The following is a 16,439-nucleotide window of genomic DNA, read 5'->3' as shown; positions in this document are numbered from 1 at the left end:
GATTAGACATTATATACAAATTTACACAATATGACACACTTAAAAGTAGGAGACAAGGCACCAGATTTTTCGGCATTAGACGAACAAGGGCATAAAGTTGCATTATCAGATTATAAAGGAAAGAAATTGGTAATTTTCTTTTATCCAAAAGCGAGTACACCAGGTTGTACAGCTGAGGCTTGTAACTTAAATGATAACTACGAGCGTTTTAAAGCTTTAGGTTATGAAATTATTGGTGTGAGTGCTGATAGTGCTAAACGACAAACAAACTTTAAGACAAAATATGGTTTTCAGTATCCATTATTAGCTGATGAAGATAAAGCTGTAATTGAAGCTTTTGGAGTTTGGGGACCAAAGAAATTTATGGGGAAAGAATATGATGGGATCCATAGAACGACTTTTATAATTGATGAAGATGGCGTAATAACAGATGTGATTTCTAAAGTAAAGACTAAGGCTCATGCTGAACAAATATTAGGTGAGTAAAATAATCACTTATCTTTACCTAAATAAAAAAGCGACGATTTGGTCGCTTTTTTATTTTTATTAAATATGAATTTGATAATTAATTCTTATGCATTACTTCTTCAGATTCGCAACCAAATAAACTCTTTTCCTTAATTAGTTTAGCTACACCTTCTGGTAACATTTTTTCCCAGCCATTTTCATTCTTAGAAATCATTTTTAGTACTGTTCTTGAAAATACAGTTAAGTTAGATCTATCGTAATCTGCGATATCTACTACTTTTCCATTGTATTTAAAGAATTTATAAAGTTCTTTCATACGTGGATGCACTTTTAGGTTTTCGCTAGTGGTTAAGCTACCATCTTCATTTTGCATTGGATATAAGTAAACACGTAAATCTTTATAAAATAATTTACCAAAGGCTTCTAAAATTCCACCACTTAAATGACGGTAATATTTTTCATCAAAAATATCAACAAGGTTATTTACACCCATTGCTAATCCCATTCTTGCTCTCGAGTATTGTGAAAAATATTCAACTAATTTATAATACTCTTGGAAGTTAGAAATCAATACCGTTTGGCCTAAAGAACATAATAGCTTTGCGCGATCCATAAAATCTTGCTCGTCAATTTCTCCTTCAGCTCTTAAGTTAGATAAAGTAATTTCGAAAATTACTTGCGTCTTTTCTTTTTCAACCTTGTTTTCTTTCACAAACATCTCTAGAGATTTCTCTAGCATATCCATGTTTACTTTAGTCACTGGTCTAAAACTACCTCTAAGTGTAAGTATATTCTTTTTGTAAAGTACACGAGCAGGTAATACATTATTACCATCTGGTGCAAACATTACGGCATCTGTCATTCCGTTTTTAACCAGTTGTAAACTCATTAAACGGTTATCTACATCTTTAAAAACAGGACCAGAGAAATTAATAGTATCAATTTCTAATTGGTCTTTATCTAAGTGATCGTATAAATAACGTAATAATTTACGTGGTTGATTGTATTTGTAAAAAGCACCATAGATTAAGTTAGTACCTAATTTACCTAAGGTTTCTTGTTGTAAACGTGCATCTGTTTCTTTAAAACGAACGTGTATAATAATATCGTTGTACTCTTGGTCTGGTGCTACTTGGTATTTAATTCCGACCCAACCATGACCTTTGTATTTTTTAGCAAAATCAATTGTTGCAACGGTATTTGCGTATGAGAAAAATATTTTATGAGGATTATTATCTCTTGTAATACGCTCTTCCATTAAGCGTACTTCGTGATTTAGCATTTTTCTAAGTCTAGCCTCAGTTACATAACGCTTATCATCTTCAATACCATAAATGGCATCACTAAAATCTTTATCGTAAGCAGACATAGCTTTAGCAATAGTTCCAGATGCACCTCCAGCTCTAAAGAACTGACGTACTGTTTCTTGTCCTGCTCCAATCTCGGAAAAGGTTCCGTAGATATCAGCATTTAAGTTAATACGTAAAGCTTTATCTTTTAGTGATGGTATATTTTCAATAATAGTATCACCTTTATACGTTATGTCCTTCATTAGATCTGGGTTTCAATCGTTTTCGCAAAGGTATCAATTTACTATCGCAAACAAAAAAATAAGTTTATTTTTGTCAAATCGCTTACTTAATTTGAATTATCGTAAAAGATTAGGATGATTTTTTTCAATTTTAATGAAATAGAAAAGAAAAAAGATTGTTTTATTGCAGTAATATTAATTGAAGATAAGAACGATTAAACTAAATCAAGTTGAAAATTACATTTTTAGGTACTGGTACATCTCAGGGAATTCCTATTATAGGAAGCGACCATCCTGTTTGCTTAAGTGAAAACCCTAAAGATAAACGGCTACGAGTTTCTATTTTAGTGGAGTGGGAGGATTATACGTTTGTAGTAGATTGTGGACCAGATTTTAGACAGCAAATGCTCAGAGCAGAGGTTACTAAAATAGATGGTATTATTTTTACTCATGAGCATGCTGATCATACCATGGGCTTAGATGATATTCGTCCTTTTTTCTTTAGACAAGGTGATATTGATTTGTTTGCACATCAGCGCGTGTTTAAATCCTTAGAAAAACGTTTTGATTATATTTTTACAACAGGAGAGAAATATCCTGGAGTTCCGAGTGTAACAAAAACAGAAGTGAAAAATGAACCTTTTTTTGCAGGAAACCTTAATGTAATTCCTATTGACGGACTACATTATAAGCTACAAGTCTTTGGTTACCGTTTTCATAATTTTGCTTACTTAACAGATATGAAAACCATTGCTGATTCTGAAATTGAAAAACTTCAAAATTTAGATGTTTTAGTAGTTAATGCTTTGCGAATTAAAGAGCATATTTCACATTTTAATTTAGAACAAGCCTTAGAACTTATTAGAAAACTAAAGCCTAAACGTGCTTATTTAACACATATTAGTCATCATTTAGGATTTCATGATGATGTACAACAAATATTACCAGAAAACGTTTTTTTAGCATACGATAACTTACAAATTACCATTTAGATATGAAGAGTAAAATTTTAATGTATTTATTCATTTTTACAGTTTTATTATTGATTTTTCAATATGTGAATTCTAAAAATATTCTTGATAAATATGAAGAAGATATTATTAAAGTAAAAACTAAGCTGAAAGAAAGCGAAAATAGGGTGAAGGCCTTAGAAGATGAGAATTTTGAATTGAGTTATTTCAACATCATTGGTAATGAGGATGCCTTAACTTATTTTGAAGCACAAGGTTATAATACAGACAAGCTGATACCTGCAATTGCAGCAGGTTTATTTGATATGAATGATTATGAAGGTGACGATCACCCTATTGTTCCTTATGTATCAACTACAGAGTCTAAAATATTGATTAATAAAATCCGTATTTTAAACCATAAATGGATTGTTGCAAACTTTACAGATGGGCAATTTTGGGGTGAAATTATTGTAAGTTACGAGATTGATGAGAATAATAATCTTAAATATAAATTGGAAGAATATTTAATGTATCCTACAATCAATTAAATGTGTTTCTCTAACCAAGCTTTTAAATCATAGAAATTTTGAGGAGCAACACCATGGCCAACAGGATATTCTGAATACACATGGTTAATACCCAATGCTTCTAAAAATACAGGCGCTTTTTGTGCCCAATCAACAGGTATTACTTGGTCTACAGAACCATGAGAGCAGAAGAAGTTAAGATGTGCAACATCTTCTTTATTTATAGATTCTGGTAAAATATCTTCATTAATATATCCACTTAAAGCTACAATGTTTTTTACTTTATTAGGATATGTTAAAGCCACAGCATAACTTAAAATAGTACCTTGGCTAAAGCCCAATAAGGTTACATTTTTAGAATCTACAGCATACGTATTACAAGCATAATCAATAAATTCAGCAATTTTTTCTACTGATTCTTTGGCTTGTTCATTATCACTCCATTTACCTTTATCAGCATCAAAATTAATAGCATACCAAGCATTGCCGTAAGGTTGCATGGCATATGGAGCTCTTAAAGAGATAATCATTAATTCTTCTGGTAATTCTGAAGCAAAAGAAAATAAATCGTTTTCATCGCTTCCGTAACCATGACACATAATTAACAGAGGTGCATTTTCTTTAAGTGAAGATGGTCTAGTGATATAGTGTAATTTCGACATAATTATTGTTCTCTAGATTTGAATGCTTTTTGAAAAAAATCTCCTAAAAGAGGAATTTTATTTAATTTTCCTGTTATGGCTCCAAAAAGCCCATAAAAAAAGAGTACTGAAAAGAAAATCCAGAAAGAGTAGGTAATCATCCAACTATCAAAATAGCTAATAAAAAAACCTATAATTACATATAGAAATCCTAACCCTAAAGCTTGTCTAATATGAAACGCAGTAAATGGATTACGCTTGTCTTGGTTCATAAAGTAGGCAATTAAAGTGCCAAATAAGGTTAAGTAAGCTACTAAACCTAAAGTTTTTCCTTCGTCTATAGTATTTTGGTCCATTATTTTAATACAATTTTATTGTTGGCAATAATGCCATAAGTTTCACCTTTCAATTTTGTGCCTAAAAACATACTGTTTTTAGAACGGGATGAAATATTTTGAAGACTAAATTCGTAATTAGTATCAGGATTAAATAATGCTAAATCTGCTAATTCTCCTTCTTTTATTGATGATTCAGAAACACCAAATCTAGATTTACCTTGTGTTAAAAGACTTATTGTTTTCTTTGTGGTAAAGATAGTTTGCAAAGCACCAAAAGCAGATTCTAAACCAATAGTGCCATATTTAGCAAAATCAAATTCTATCTTTTTGTCTTCAATATCAATAGGATTATGGTCTGTAGTCACCATATCAATCGTTCCATCTTTTAAGCCTTCAATTAAAGCATCACAATCTGTTTGTGTTCTTAATGGTGGAAGGACTTTATAATTGGTGTCAAAGCTATGTAAAACATCATCAGTAAAAACCAAATTATGAATAGCGACGCTACAAGTTATATTCAGTTTCTTCGCTTTAGCAGCTCTGATTAATTCTACCGATTTAGCAGTTGAAATTGTCGGAATATGAAGTTTGCCTTCCGTATATTCTAATAAGAATAAATCTCTGGTCACTTGTAATTCTTCCGCTAAAGCCGGATTTCCTTTCAATCCTAATTTTGTACTATTAATATGTTCATTAACAACACCAAGACCAGAAATTTTAGATTCCTGAGGAAAAGAACAAACCAAACCATCAAAATTACTTGCGTATTGCAGTGCAATCTTCATTAAATTAGGATTGCAAATTGGTTTTTGATAATCGTAAAAAGCAACGGCTCCAGCATTGGTCATATCAAACAATTCAGCTAAATCTTCGCTTTTACTTCCTTGTGTTAATGCACCAATAGGATAGAGGCTCACTGCATTGCCACTGGCTTTACATTTTACAAAGGTAATATCTGCATAAGAATCTATTACAGGATTAGAATTGGCATTAAGTACTACAGAAGTAAAACCAGAATTTGCTGCTGTTTTTAATCCGTTACTAATAATTTCGCGTTCTTCATAACCAGGTTCACCAAAAGACACACTACTATCAAACCAACCTTGAGAAACATGTAAATTGTCTCGTGTAATTTCTTTGTAATTATTAGAATTGGTAATCTGTTTTGAAATCTTGGAAATACGACCTTTTTCAATTAAAATATCAACCGTTTCATTGTGAAAATCACTTTTAGAATCAACGATGGTTGCAGATTTTATGAGTGCGTTCATTTAAGATATTTTAGAAGTAACATTTCTACTATTAAAAATGCTAATGCAAAAATAACAAACCATTTCCATAGCGCATTAACATTTGTGTTACTTTTTATGTTATTGATTGTTGTTGCTAAACTCGATTCAGTATCTGTGTTTGCTAAAGTCTTTAAATCGTAATAACAAAGATTGCTTTCTGTTCTATTGTAATTAAAACTTAATCTTTCTAATACGTTTTTTTTATTTTTTACATTCAATATTCCTGCTGTATTTGGGAAATCTTCGGTTTCTAAAACCACAGATTTGCTATAGGTTTTTTGCAATGGAATCACGGAAGTGTCATCAGAATCTAAAGTTAAAATATCATCCTGTCCAATAGAAGTTTGAATAGCAATAGAGTTGGGTTGACCAATGGTGTAATATAATTTAGACAATTTTAAACTTTGTAATCCTAAATTATATAACACAGGAATTATTAATTGTGAGTTTTTAAAGTTTGAATTATCCGTGTTTAATGCCGAAGAAAAAGCGTAAGTATTAGAATTGCCTACCAAGAAAGGCGAGCCATCTTCATAAGACAAAACATTGTTTGAATTTGAAGAAAAACGATACGATTTATCAACCTTAGGATATTGAAAATTAGTGACTTTAGAATAAAATGCATTCGCTAAAAGTGGATGATTGTAGTTAATACTTGTAATGCGTTTTTCGTTTGTGTTTTGTTTAGTGAAAACACTAATGTTTAAGTTCTTAAGTGTTTGATTATAAGAATTTAAGTCAATTTTATCTGAAGGAATGATTAGTAGCTTCCCACCATCATTTATAAAAGCAATTAAAGCTGTTTTTAATGCATTAGAAATGTTATCTAATTCATTAAGTACAATAAGATTTTGTTGAGGAATTAAATTAAAATTAAGTGCATTTAGTTTGAAGCTTTTAAAGTCGAATTCATCTTCTGTATAAATTCTGTTTAAGAAGGAATCGTCAGCAGTTTCATTAATAGCTAAAACTTTAATTTTTGGTTTATTATTAATATTAAAATAGAACGCATTATCATACTGTAAACCTGCGTCATCAATCATTAATTTTCCATTAATCACTTTATTGTTAGGAATGGTAAATGTCGCTTCCGCTTCTTTGTCAATATCAACAGCACTTTTAGTGAGCAATACATCAGCATTAAATAATGAAATGGTGACGTTATCTATAGGTTTGGCTTCGTTAGATACTATTACATTTAAATCTAAAGTTTCAGAGGTTGAATTAGAAACATAAATACTATCGATACTAATATTAGAAACCAAAGTAGATTTTGGTTGTACCAATTTAAGCTGAACAGTAGAATCCGCTTCAAAATTTAATAGGTTTCCTTTTTGTTGAAAATCAGAAACCAAAACTAAATTACGTGTGGCTGCACCTTGATTAGAAAATAATTGTTTCCCTTTGAGATATGCAGCATCATAATTAAGCTGTGTTGGCGAATGTGTTAATTGTATTAAATCATTCTTTAAAGCTTTAACCGTTGTATTTCTAAAAGTTTTATCATTAGTGAAAAGACCGATAGTTTCATCTTCAGGCAACGTGTTTATAATATCTTGAATGGCTTCATTTAACAACGTTCCGTTACTCCCTTTAGCTTCCATACTAAAGGAATTATCTAAATAAATAACGGTTTCTTGCGCTTCGTTAAAATCTTCTGTGTTTGGTATGAAAGGTTGCGCAAAAGCAATAATAGCAGATGCTAAAAGTAGCATTCTGGTTAATAAAGTAATCCATTTTTTTAATTGCGAACTTTTACGTGTTTGTAGTTTAACGGACTTTAAAAACTTAACATTAGTAAACTGAACTTTCTGAAAACGACGCAGCTGAAATAAATGTATAAGAATAGGAATGACCAGCAAAAATAGAGCGTAAAGTAATTCGGGATTTTTAAACTGCATTCGTTGTAATTATAGTTGCTAATTTAAAGACCTAGCAGGTTTCAAAAACCTAGCAGGTCTGGATTGTTCAAATATAAATAATCATTAGAGATAACCTCGTTCAGCTTCTGTGAAATTTAACAGAAAAAGAAATAATCTAACATAGACTTCATGTTTTGAATTTCAAAATAGCTTGTAATCTCTTCTTGGGCTTTAGTATTAGCAACTGTTACTATGCTTTGCGGATTTTTAAGTTCAGCTAAATAATTAAAATTAAATAGTTCTTGGTCGTAAATGTGCTTTCCTATTTTCTTTGGGTTATCGCAAATCCAGTAAAACGGAATATTTTTCTTAATCAGTATTTTAGCTAAGGTTTTACCTTTATGTCCTGCGCCCCAAATTGCTAATGGTCGTGATGCATCATAATTCAATTCTATAAAGTATTTTACTTTAAGGTCTAAAAATGAATTTTCAGCATAATGCTCGTGTGTTCTAGAGGTTCTGGTACTATAATCTCGCCAATGAAGTAATACTTTATCACATGGAATACAAGTGAAATTAGCTTTGTAAAACCGGAATGCTAATTCGTAATCTTCAGGATAAATTTCAGAATTAAAACCGTTGCAAGCTTCAAAATCACTGCGATGAAGCATCCAACAAGGAGACGGAATCACACATTCTTTATAGATTTCCGAATAATTTCGGCCTTGAATAGTTAAAGAATTTAACCAACTTTCATAACGTGCAAAGCCATCACTAAGTCCATCCGCTCTAAAATATTTTACTTGCCCTACGGCTAAATGTTTTTTACCATGTTTTTCTAGGCTGTTAACCATGGTTTCAAGTCGGATAGGTGTCATTAAATCATCACTATCCATTCGTGTTATATAACTTCCTGAAGAATGTTTATAAGCTGTTTTTAAGGCTTCTATAATGCCTGACTGCTTATTCTTGTAAACTTTAATTCTAGTATCTGTTTTAGAATAGTTTTCAACAATAGTGTAAGAATTGTCATCGGAATTATCATCAATAAAAATAGCTTCCCAATTATAATAAGTTTGGTCTAAAATAGAATTAATACACTCAGCAATAAATGCTTCGGTATTTTTAAAAGGCACTAAAATGCTAACTAAATGTTGCGACATAATGCGAATTTAACAAAACCTTTAGGTTTTTAATAGTAACACATTGTAGATTTGTGCGTCTTATAAAAAAATTAAAAATTTAAACATGAAGAATTATTTAGCCATGCTTGGCTTAGGTGTCGTTTTAGTAGGTTGTGGATCTGCAAAACAAACAGTAGATGATTTAGCAGTAAGCCATCCTATTGTTACAGCTTTAGATCTAACAGCTGTTAATAATGATAGAGTGCCAGTAACTATTAATCCTGGTCGCTTTACAGCAGAAACAGTAACATATAGATTGCCAAGAGTAGTACAAGGTACTTATTCCGTTAGTGATTTCGGAAAGTATGTTGACGATTTTAAAGCTTTAGATTACGACGGAAATGAATTAGCTGTTACTAAAGTTGACGATAATACATGGACCATTACAGGAGCAACTAAATTAGATAAGTTACAGTATTATGTAAATGATACGTTTGATATTGAAACCAATGGTGGTATAGGAGGTGAGCAGCCATTTTCTCCTGCCGGAACAAATATAGAAGAAGATAATTATGTATTAAATCTTCACGGTTTTATTGGTTATTTCGATTCTTTAAAAAACAACCAATACGCATTAGATGTAATTGCACCAGCAAATTTTGTTAGAACTTCTGCTTTAGAAGATAAAGGCGTTAAGTCTAGTGAAAATGGTACGGTAATTACAAGTAGTTATTTTGCAGAACGTTATTTTGACATTACAGATAACCCAATGATGTATGGGAAATTAGATGTTGAAGAATTTATGGTTGGGGATATTAAAATTGTTTTAAGTCTTTATTCTCCAACAGGAAAACATACAGCAGCAAGTTTAAAAGAAACGGTTTATAAAATGATGGAAGCTCAAAAGAGCTATTTAGGTGATGTAAATAGCACACCTCGTTATGATATTTATGTGTATTTATCTAAAGGTGATGAAACGTCTCCAAAAGGTTTTGGTGCTTTAGAACATCACACATCTACAGTTGTAGTTTTTAATGAAAACAGTCCTTTAGAAGCTTTAAAAGCATCTATGATTGATGTGGTTGCGCATGAATTTTTCCATATTGTATCACCATTATCTGTTCATTCTGAAGATGTCCATTATTTTGATTACAATAAACCAACATTTTCTAAGCATTTATGGATGTATGAAGGTGTAACAGAGTATTTTGCACAACACTTTCAGGTTTATGAAGGTTTAGTTGATGAAGCTACTTTTTATAAAACAATGAAATCTAAAATAGATATTTCTACTCAACGTTTAGATGACGCTATGAGTTTCACTATTATGAGTGAGAATGTATTAGATGAGCCATATGCATCACAATATTACAACGTGTACATGAAAGGTGCATTAATGGGAATGTGTATTGATATTTTAATGCGAAAAGAAAGTGATGGTAACAGAAGTATGCTAAGCTTAATGAAAGAATTATCTGCTAAATACGGTAAGGAAAAGCCATTTGTGGATGATAACTTGATTGCAGAAATTACAGCAATGACATACCCAAGTGTTGGTGGATTCTTAAAAACACATGTAGAAGGTGATGTGCCAATTAACTATGACGAGTTTTTTGCTATGGTAGGTTTAAAAAAGGGAGAATCTCAAGTTGAAACTAACTATATTTTTGCAGGTGGACAAAATGTTATTTTTGATGGCGACCAAGAAAAAGGTGTGATTTTCTTTTCACCAATGGTAGAAAAGAATTCTTTTTGGAAATCTCAAGGTGTTAAAGCTGGTGATGTTATTAAGAAAGTAAACGGAACCGATTTAACTTTAGCGAATGCACAAGGTGTTATTGGTGGAATGTTTGGATGGCAAGAAGGACAAGAAATCACTATGGATTTAGAACGTGATGGAAAACCTATGCTAATTAAAGCTACATTAACAAAAGCTTACGCAACTGATGAATCAATCGTTGAAGATGAGAATGCTAGTGATGCTCAGAAAGCATTAAGAGCTGCTTGGTTAAAAGGATAATTTATTTGTCATTTCGAGCGAAAGCGAGAAATCTCATATGATATAAAAAAGGCTTCCGTTTTGTAAGCCTTTTTTTTACTTTTTTTAATAAATAATTATTTGACTATAGAATAATCAGATACCTCTTTGTATCTCAGTCGGAATGGTATACTGACTTCAAATAAAAATATTTAAAACCCTTCAAAAACACCTAATCCAAAGAGTGCAAAATCATATTTTACAGGATCATTAGCATCTAACTGACGCAATGCTTTGTCTAATTCAGCAAGTGCCTTACCATCATTTTGTTTTCTTTTAAGCACACCTAATTTTCTAGCAACATTACCAGAATGCACATCTAAAGGACAACTTAATTGCGATGGTGAAAGGGAATTCCAAATACCAAAATCAACACCATGGTTGTCGTTTCTTACCATCCAACGTAAAAACATGTTAATGCGTTTGGCTGCTGAGTTTTTAAGAGGGTCACTCACGTGTTTTTTGGTGCGCTCTAAATGCTCAATTTCAAAGAATACTTTTTTAAATTGATGGATACTGTGTTGAAGGGAATCTTTCTCTGCATAATTTGCAAATACTGCTTCTAAGCCTTTATGATTTTTATAAATGTGTTTTAGGCTTTTAACAAACTGCGTAAAATCCAAACTGTTGAAGGTACGATGTACAAAAAAATTCAATTTTTCTAAATCAGATTCTTGATGTTGCATAATAAACTCAAAAGGCGATTGGTCTAATAACTCCATCATTTTGTGAGCATTTTTTATAATACTCTTTCTGTTTCCCCAAGCAATGGTTGCAGTTAAAAATGCAGCTATTTCAATATCTTCTTTTTTAGAGAATTGATGCGGAATTTGAATTGGATCACTTTCTATAAACTTTGGGTTGTTATAAAGCACCACTTTTTCGTCTAGGAAGTCTTTTAATTCTGATTTTTTGAGTTTTGACATAAGCGATGTAAAAATATTAAAACATTTTCTTTATTTTAGAATTTCAAATTCGAATTAAAAACAGATTTTAATTTATTATTCTATTAGGTTTACTTTGAGAATTAATTAGAGTTAATTAATATATTTTCTTAATGAACTTAAATAGTACAGAAACGATAGAATTTAAATTTATTGGTTTGGGTAATTACGATAGTTTTTATTGACATTTATAATCAACGAAAAAATAGAGTAACAATAATTGAGTAATAAAGAAATTAAGTCTGAAATCATAACAAGATTAAGTCAAGGTGATTTAAAATCAGAACTATTTGACCAATATAAAGATGATGTAAACGAAGATGTAATTAGGACTATTTTAGCATCAAGACCATCATACTTACTTTGGCAAAAGTTTAAACGAAAACATTTATTGCTATCATTAATTTGGGGATTTTTTATTTTTTTTGAGTTATTTAGAATTTTAGAATTAGTCATAGAATTTAATATTGAAATCGTTATTTCAATAATTCTATCAACATACATTACAATTAATATTTGGAAATTTGATGGTCGATTTTTCCTTATTGGTATAATTTGGTTTTCCCTTACTATAGTAGGTTCATTTATTGAAATGAATAGTCTTTATTATTATAACGTTGATTACAAGTATATCATGATTTTTGTAAGTATGTATAGTATAGTTCTTTCTGTTGGTATTTATTTGATGTATCACCTTAGAGAAACCGTTTTTAGTTATATGGAATGGTTTAGGCCTTTTTTGGGTAATGAAGAAAAAAGAAAGTTTGAATAGTTAATCAATCGAAATTAAAATCATTTATCCATGAAAATAATCATCATCATACTACTTGTCTTCATTGTTAGCTGTAAAAATGAAACTAGAACAAAGGTTTCACCTGAAATAGAAATTGAAATAGAAAAAGTTTCAGAAATTAACACTGAAAATCAAATAGACCAAAGTGTTTATGACATTTGGAATCGCTATACTAAGTCTAACGCTAAATTTATAAATGACGAATTACCAGATTCTTGGTTTTTTCATAATAATGAAGCAGATGCTAATCGTTTAGCAGACTTGGTTGTAACTGGTAAAAAGAAAGCTAGTTCTGGTTTATATTATAAGTATAAAGAAGCAAAAGCAGATTTACCAGAAGCAGGAACCAAACATATCATCACAAATTTTTCAGGAAAAGCACAAGCTATAATTGAAATCGTAAAAGTGGATACCATACCATTTAATGAAATTACAAAGAGATATGCTGAATTAGATATGGGAACTCACAAAGAACCTCTAAAGCAATGGAAAAAAGTACATTGGGATTTTTTTTCTAATGTATTTGAAGATAGTGAAGAAGAACCTACTGAAGATATGTTAGTAGTTTGCGAATGGTTTGAAACCATCTGGAATCGCCAACAATAAGAATCAGTAGCTTAAAACTAAGGATTATAAACCTGATTTTCTTGTTCTGCTACACGTATAAATGTAGTGCGTTTTGTTAATTCCTTTAAACGTTCTGCACCAACATAAGTACAAGTACTACGTAAACCGCCTAAAATATCTTGCAATGTATTTTTTACGTCACCTTTATACGGAACATCAACAGTTTTACCTTCGCTAGCTCTATACTCGGCAACTCCTCCAACGTATTTATCCATAGCGGTAGAAGAGCTCATGCCATAAAATTGTTTGTATTGTTCTCCATTACGCGTTATTAATTCTCCACCACTTTCAGTATGACCAGAAAACATACCACCAAGCATTACAAAATCTGCACCTGCACCAAAAGCTTTAGCAACATCACCAGGAGTAGCACAACCACCATCGCTTATAATTTGTCCTCCTAAGCCGTGCGCAGCATCAGCACATTCAATAATAGCAGATAATTGCGGATAGCCAACGCCTGTTTTAATGCGAGTTGTGCATACACTTCCTGGTCCAATTCCCACTTTAACAATATCTGCGCCAGAGAGTAAAAGTTGCTCTACCATTTCGCCAGTAACAACATTACCTGCAATTATAACTTTATTGGGATATTGATTTCGTGTTTGTTGTACAAAGTTTACAAAATGCTCTGAGTAGCCATTTGCAACATCAATACAAATAAATTTTAAGTGCGGATTACTATTAAAAACAGCTTTTAGTTTGTTTGAGTCTTCTTGTCCTGTTCCTGTACTAATGGCAATATAATCTTCAATATGCTTAGGTGATTTTGATAAAAAAGTATTCCATTCTTCAATAGAGTAGTGCTTATGAATAGCTGTAAATAGCTTTTGTTTAGATAACTCTAAAGCCATTTCAAAAGTACCAACCGTATCCATGTTGGCAGCCATTATTGGCACACCTTTCCAAGTAGTTGTACTATTTAAAAAGCTAAAGTCGCGTTCTAAAGTTACCTGTGATCTACTTTTTAGTGTAGAGCGTTTAGGGCGAATCATTACATCTTTAAAGCCTAATTTAATATCGTGTTCTATACGCATTTTAGAAGAGTATTTGGTTACTACCAAAAGTACAATTCTTTAAAAACCGCAAGGCCATAAATAATTATTTGGAGAAATGTTTTATTAACAATTGTTTATAGTGCTATTCAATTTATAGTAAAACAATTTTTTTCTATTGTATATATAGGAAATTTCTTAAGTTAGTTACCTCATAATAATTCTAACCAAATTTTTGCCTATGTCTGCAATTTCTGTAAGCGTAACGGATAAGTTTAAAAAGCAAAGTAAAAAAGCTGTGAATGCTATAGCTCTATTTATGTTTGCTTATGTCACTATTTTATTACTTGCAATCGCCTTAACGATTGGTTGTGTTTTTGCAGGATTAGGACTTATAGTTTCATTTCCACATTTTATTACATTGGCAGTTGGTGTAGGTTTAGCGAGTTTAGGTGTTTTTGTATTGATATTTTTGGTTAAATTCTTATTCAAGAAAAACAAGATAGATTATTCTCATTTAAAGGAGATTAAAGCAATTGATCATCCAGAATTATTTAAAATGATAGACGAATTAGTAATGGACATTGGCACTATGTATCCTAAAAAAGTTTATGTTTCTCCTGATGTAAATGCCTCTGTTTTTTATGATTCTAGTTTTTTGAGTATGTTTATGCCAATTGAGAAAAATTTGCAAATTGGTATTGGTTTAGTCAATTGTATTCATGTCGATGAATTAAAGTCCATTTTGGCTCATGAGTTTGGTCATTTTAGTCAAAAATCTATGAAAGTAGGGAGTTATGTTTATCATGTTAATCAAATTATTCATAATATGTTATTTGATAATGAGTCTTATGATAAAATGGTGGCAAAGTGGGCAGAATCTAGTGGCTATCTTGCTCTATTTTTAATAGTTGCCGTGAAAATAGTTGCAGGTATACAATGGTTATTGGTTAAACTATATGCAATTGTAAATAAAGCTTATTTAGGTTTATCTCGCGAAATGGAATTTCACGCAGATGAAATAGCCGTAAAAGTATCAGGTTACGAGCCGTTAAAATCTTCATTATTAAGAATGAATTTGGCAGATTATGCTTTTAATTCTGTTGTAGGTTTTTATGAAAAAAAAATAGATACTAACATAAAAAGTTCAAATGTCTTTAAAGAACAGTTTTATGCAATGTCATTTTATTCAGAAATAGATAATTTAGAATTGAATCATAAATTACCAATGGTTACTTTATATGAACAAACCAAGTTTAATAAATCTAAATTGGTGATAAAAAATCAGTGGGCTTCTCATCCTAGTGTTGAAGATAGAATAAAAGAAATGGAAGTGAAAGGGGAGAAGATAGTAAGTGCTGATAAAAGGTTAGCTAAATGCTTGTTTAATGATTTTGAACTTTTAGAAAAAGACTTGACGTCTTTTATGTTTTCTAGTGTTATTTATAAAGAAACTCCTGAAGTTTTGGGATTTGATAAATTTAAAACTCAATTTAATGAGGCTTTTGCGGAAAACACTTTTTCTAAAATTTTTAATGGCTATTATGATAATTATAATACACAAGAGTTCAACTTAGAAAACGAGATATTAATTACAAATACTGATGTATTTAATAATCTATTTTCTGATGAAATTGTGGATAAGTGCTATGAGGCATTTGCCATAGAAGCAGATATAGAAGCTTTAAAGATAGTCTCGGAAAAGCAATCTGAAATAAAAACGTTCGATTATGACGGTAATCGTTACGTAAAAAACGAAGCGCTTAAACTTGTAGAAAGTATAAAGAATGAGCAGGCTAACTTAAAGGACGAATTGAAATCTAACGATATTAAAATATTCAATTATTTCTTGCAAATAGAAAAAGACCTTGATAAGCAGACTCAACTAAAAGAACTTTATAATGATTGTTTTGAGTTTACAGATGAGTATGATGAAAAGTTAGCTTTAATAAATGACTTGTTTAATAAACTAGAATTTGTGAGCCAAACTACAGAATATAAGCAAATAGAAGTTAATTTTTTAGAATGCGATAAATTTGAGAAAAAACTTAAACTCCATATTGATGCATTATTATCTAATTCAATTTATGAAGTAGAGTTGACAGAAGATATAAAAAGCAATTTTGAAAAGTATACGTCAACAAAATTGCTTTATTTTAGTAATGAGAAGTATATTGACGATAACCTGCAAGTACTTTTTAAAGCTATAAATGACTATGGGTTATTACTTAATTATGGCTATTTTAAATATAAAAAACAACTCCTAAACTATAAGGAGTCATTAATGATAATGAGTTAAATTTTTA

General features: G+C 30.8%; 15 protein-coding genes. 7 read left to right on the top strand and 8 right to left on the bottom strand.

The genetic code is table 11. The features are described 5' to 3' along the window. Window positions 1-30 precede the first annotated feature (30 nt). A complete protein-coding gene (bcp, locus tag Q0807_RS15530) occupies window positions 31-486 on the top strand; it encodes a thioredoxin-dependent thiol peroxidase (protein ID WP_299111414.1) in 456 nt (151 codons plus the stop codon). 79 nt (window positions 487-565) lie between these two features. Here bcp and Q0807_RS15525 read toward each other — a convergent pair whose 3' ends face one another. After that, window positions 566-2,020 carry a TonB-dependent receptor gene (locus Q0807_RS15525; protein ID WP_299111412.1) on the bottom strand — a complete coding sequence of 485 codons (1,455 nt, stop codon included), beginning with the start codon at window positions 2,018-2,020 and terminating at the stop codon, window positions 566-568. A gap of 209 nt (window positions 2,021-2,229) precedes the next feature. On the opposite strand from Q0807_RS15525, the gene Q0807_RS15520 reads away from it, so the two are divergent. After that, window positions 2,230-2,991, top strand: a complete 762-nt coding sequence (locus tag Q0807_RS15520; protein ID WP_299111410.1) for an MBL fold metallo-hydrolase — start codon at window positions 2,230-2,232, stop codon at window positions 2,989-2,991. 2 nt (window positions 2,992-2,993) lie between these two features. Continuing rightward, window positions 2,994-3,500: a hydrolase gene (locus Q0807_RS15515; RefSeq protein WP_299111408.1), complete on the top strand. Its 507-nt coding sequence runs from the start codon at window positions 2,994-2,996 to the stop codon at window positions 3,498-3,500. Here the strand turns inward: Q0807_RS15515 and Q0807_RS15510 are convergent. The 5 genes from Q0807_RS15510 to Q0807_RS15490 form a co-directional block, all read right to left on the bottom strand. Then, window positions 3,497-4,141 carry an alpha/beta hydrolase gene (locus Q0807_RS15510; protein ID WP_299111406.1) on the bottom strand — a complete coding sequence of 215 codons (645 nt, stop codon included), beginning with the start codon at window positions 4,139-4,141 and terminating at the stop codon, window positions 3,497-3,499. The two genes, Q0807_RS15515 and Q0807_RS15510, sit on opposite strands and share 4 nt — an antisense overlap. A 2-nt stretch (window positions 4,142-4,143) precedes the next feature. Continuing rightward, window positions 4,144-4,476: a hypothetical protein gene (locus Q0807_RS15505; protein ID WP_299111404.1), complete on the bottom strand. Its 333-nt coding sequence runs from the start codon at window positions 4,474-4,476 to the stop codon at window positions 4,144-4,146. Further along, entirely contained in the window at window positions 4,476-5,729 is a 1,254-nt protein-coding gene (locus Q0807_RS15500) for a dihydroorotase family protein (protein WP_299111402.1), read from the bottom strand. The genes Q0807_RS15505 and Q0807_RS15500 overlap by 1 nt, the downstream gene beginning before the upstream one ends. Then, entirely contained in the window at window positions 5,726-7,651 is a 1,926-nt protein-coding gene (locus tag Q0807_RS15495) for a BatA domain-containing protein (RefSeq protein WP_299111400.1), read from the bottom strand. The genes Q0807_RS15500 and Q0807_RS15495 overlap by 4 nt, the downstream gene beginning before the upstream one ends. Before the next feature lie 116 nt (window positions 7,652-7,767). Beyond that, window positions 7,768-8,775, bottom strand: coding sequence for a glycosyltransferase family 2 protein (locus tag Q0807_RS15490; RefSeq protein ID WP_299111398.1), 1,008 nt, complete (start codon window positions 8,773-8,775; stop codon window positions 7,768-7,770). Window positions 8,776-8,860: 85 nt separating this feature from the next. Here Q0807_RS15490 and Q0807_RS15485 point away from each other — a divergent pair, with 85 nt between their 5' ends. Next, on the top strand, window positions 8,861-10,756 hold the full coding sequence (locus Q0807_RS15485) for a peptidase M61 (protein WP_299111396.1): 1,896 nt from the start codon (window positions 8,861-8,863) through the stop codon (window positions 10,754-10,756). Window positions 10,757-10,926: 170 nt separating this feature from the next. Here Q0807_RS15485 and Q0807_RS15480 read toward each other — a convergent pair whose 3' ends face one another. Further along, window positions 10,927-11,700, bottom strand: a complete 774-nt coding sequence (locus Q0807_RS15480; protein ID WP_299111394.1) for a TIGR02757 family protein — start codon at window positions 11,698-11,700, stop codon at window positions 10,927-10,929. Window positions 11,701-11,938: 238 nt separating this feature from the next. On the opposite strand from Q0807_RS15480, the gene Q0807_RS15475 reads away from it, so the two are divergent. Both Q0807_RS15475 and Q0807_RS15470 read left to right on the top strand, forming a co-directional pair. Further along, on the top strand, window positions 11,939-12,490 hold the full coding sequence (locus Q0807_RS15475) for a hypothetical protein (protein ID WP_299111392.1): 552 nt from the start codon (window positions 11,939-11,941) through the stop codon (window positions 12,488-12,490). 30 nt (window positions 12,491-12,520) lie between these two features. Beyond that, window positions 12,521-13,117 (top strand): ASCH domain-containing protein, encoded by a 597-nt coding sequence (locus Q0807_RS15470; RefSeq protein ID WP_299111390.1) that lies wholly within the window; start codon window positions 12,521-12,523, stop codon window positions 13,115-13,117. 17 nt (window positions 13,118-13,134) lie between these two features. Here the strand turns inward: Q0807_RS15470 and Q0807_RS15465 are convergent, their stop codons facing one another. Beyond that, window positions 13,135-14,175: a GMP reductase gene (locus tag Q0807_RS15465; RefSeq protein WP_299111388.1), complete on the bottom strand. Its 1,041-nt coding sequence runs from the start codon at window positions 14,173-14,175 to the stop codon at window positions 13,135-13,137. A 199-nt stretch (window positions 14,176-14,374) separates the two neighbouring features. Between Q0807_RS15465 and Q0807_RS15460 the strand changes: the two genes are divergently transcribed. After that, entirely contained in the window at window positions 14,375-16,432 is a 2,058-nt protein-coding gene (locus Q0807_RS15460; protein ID WP_299111386.1) for a M48 family metalloprotease, read from the top strand. The last annotated feature ends 7 nt before the right edge of the window (window positions 16,433-16,439 follow it).

This window comes from uncultured Winogradskyella sp. (assembly GCF_947495255.1).
Classification (GTDB): Bacteria; Bacteroidota; Bacteroidia; order Flavobacteriales; family Flavobacteriaceae; genus Winogradskyella.
Note: the sequence above shows the minus strand (reverse complement) of the source record. Positions and strands in the feature narration are given on the sequence as shown.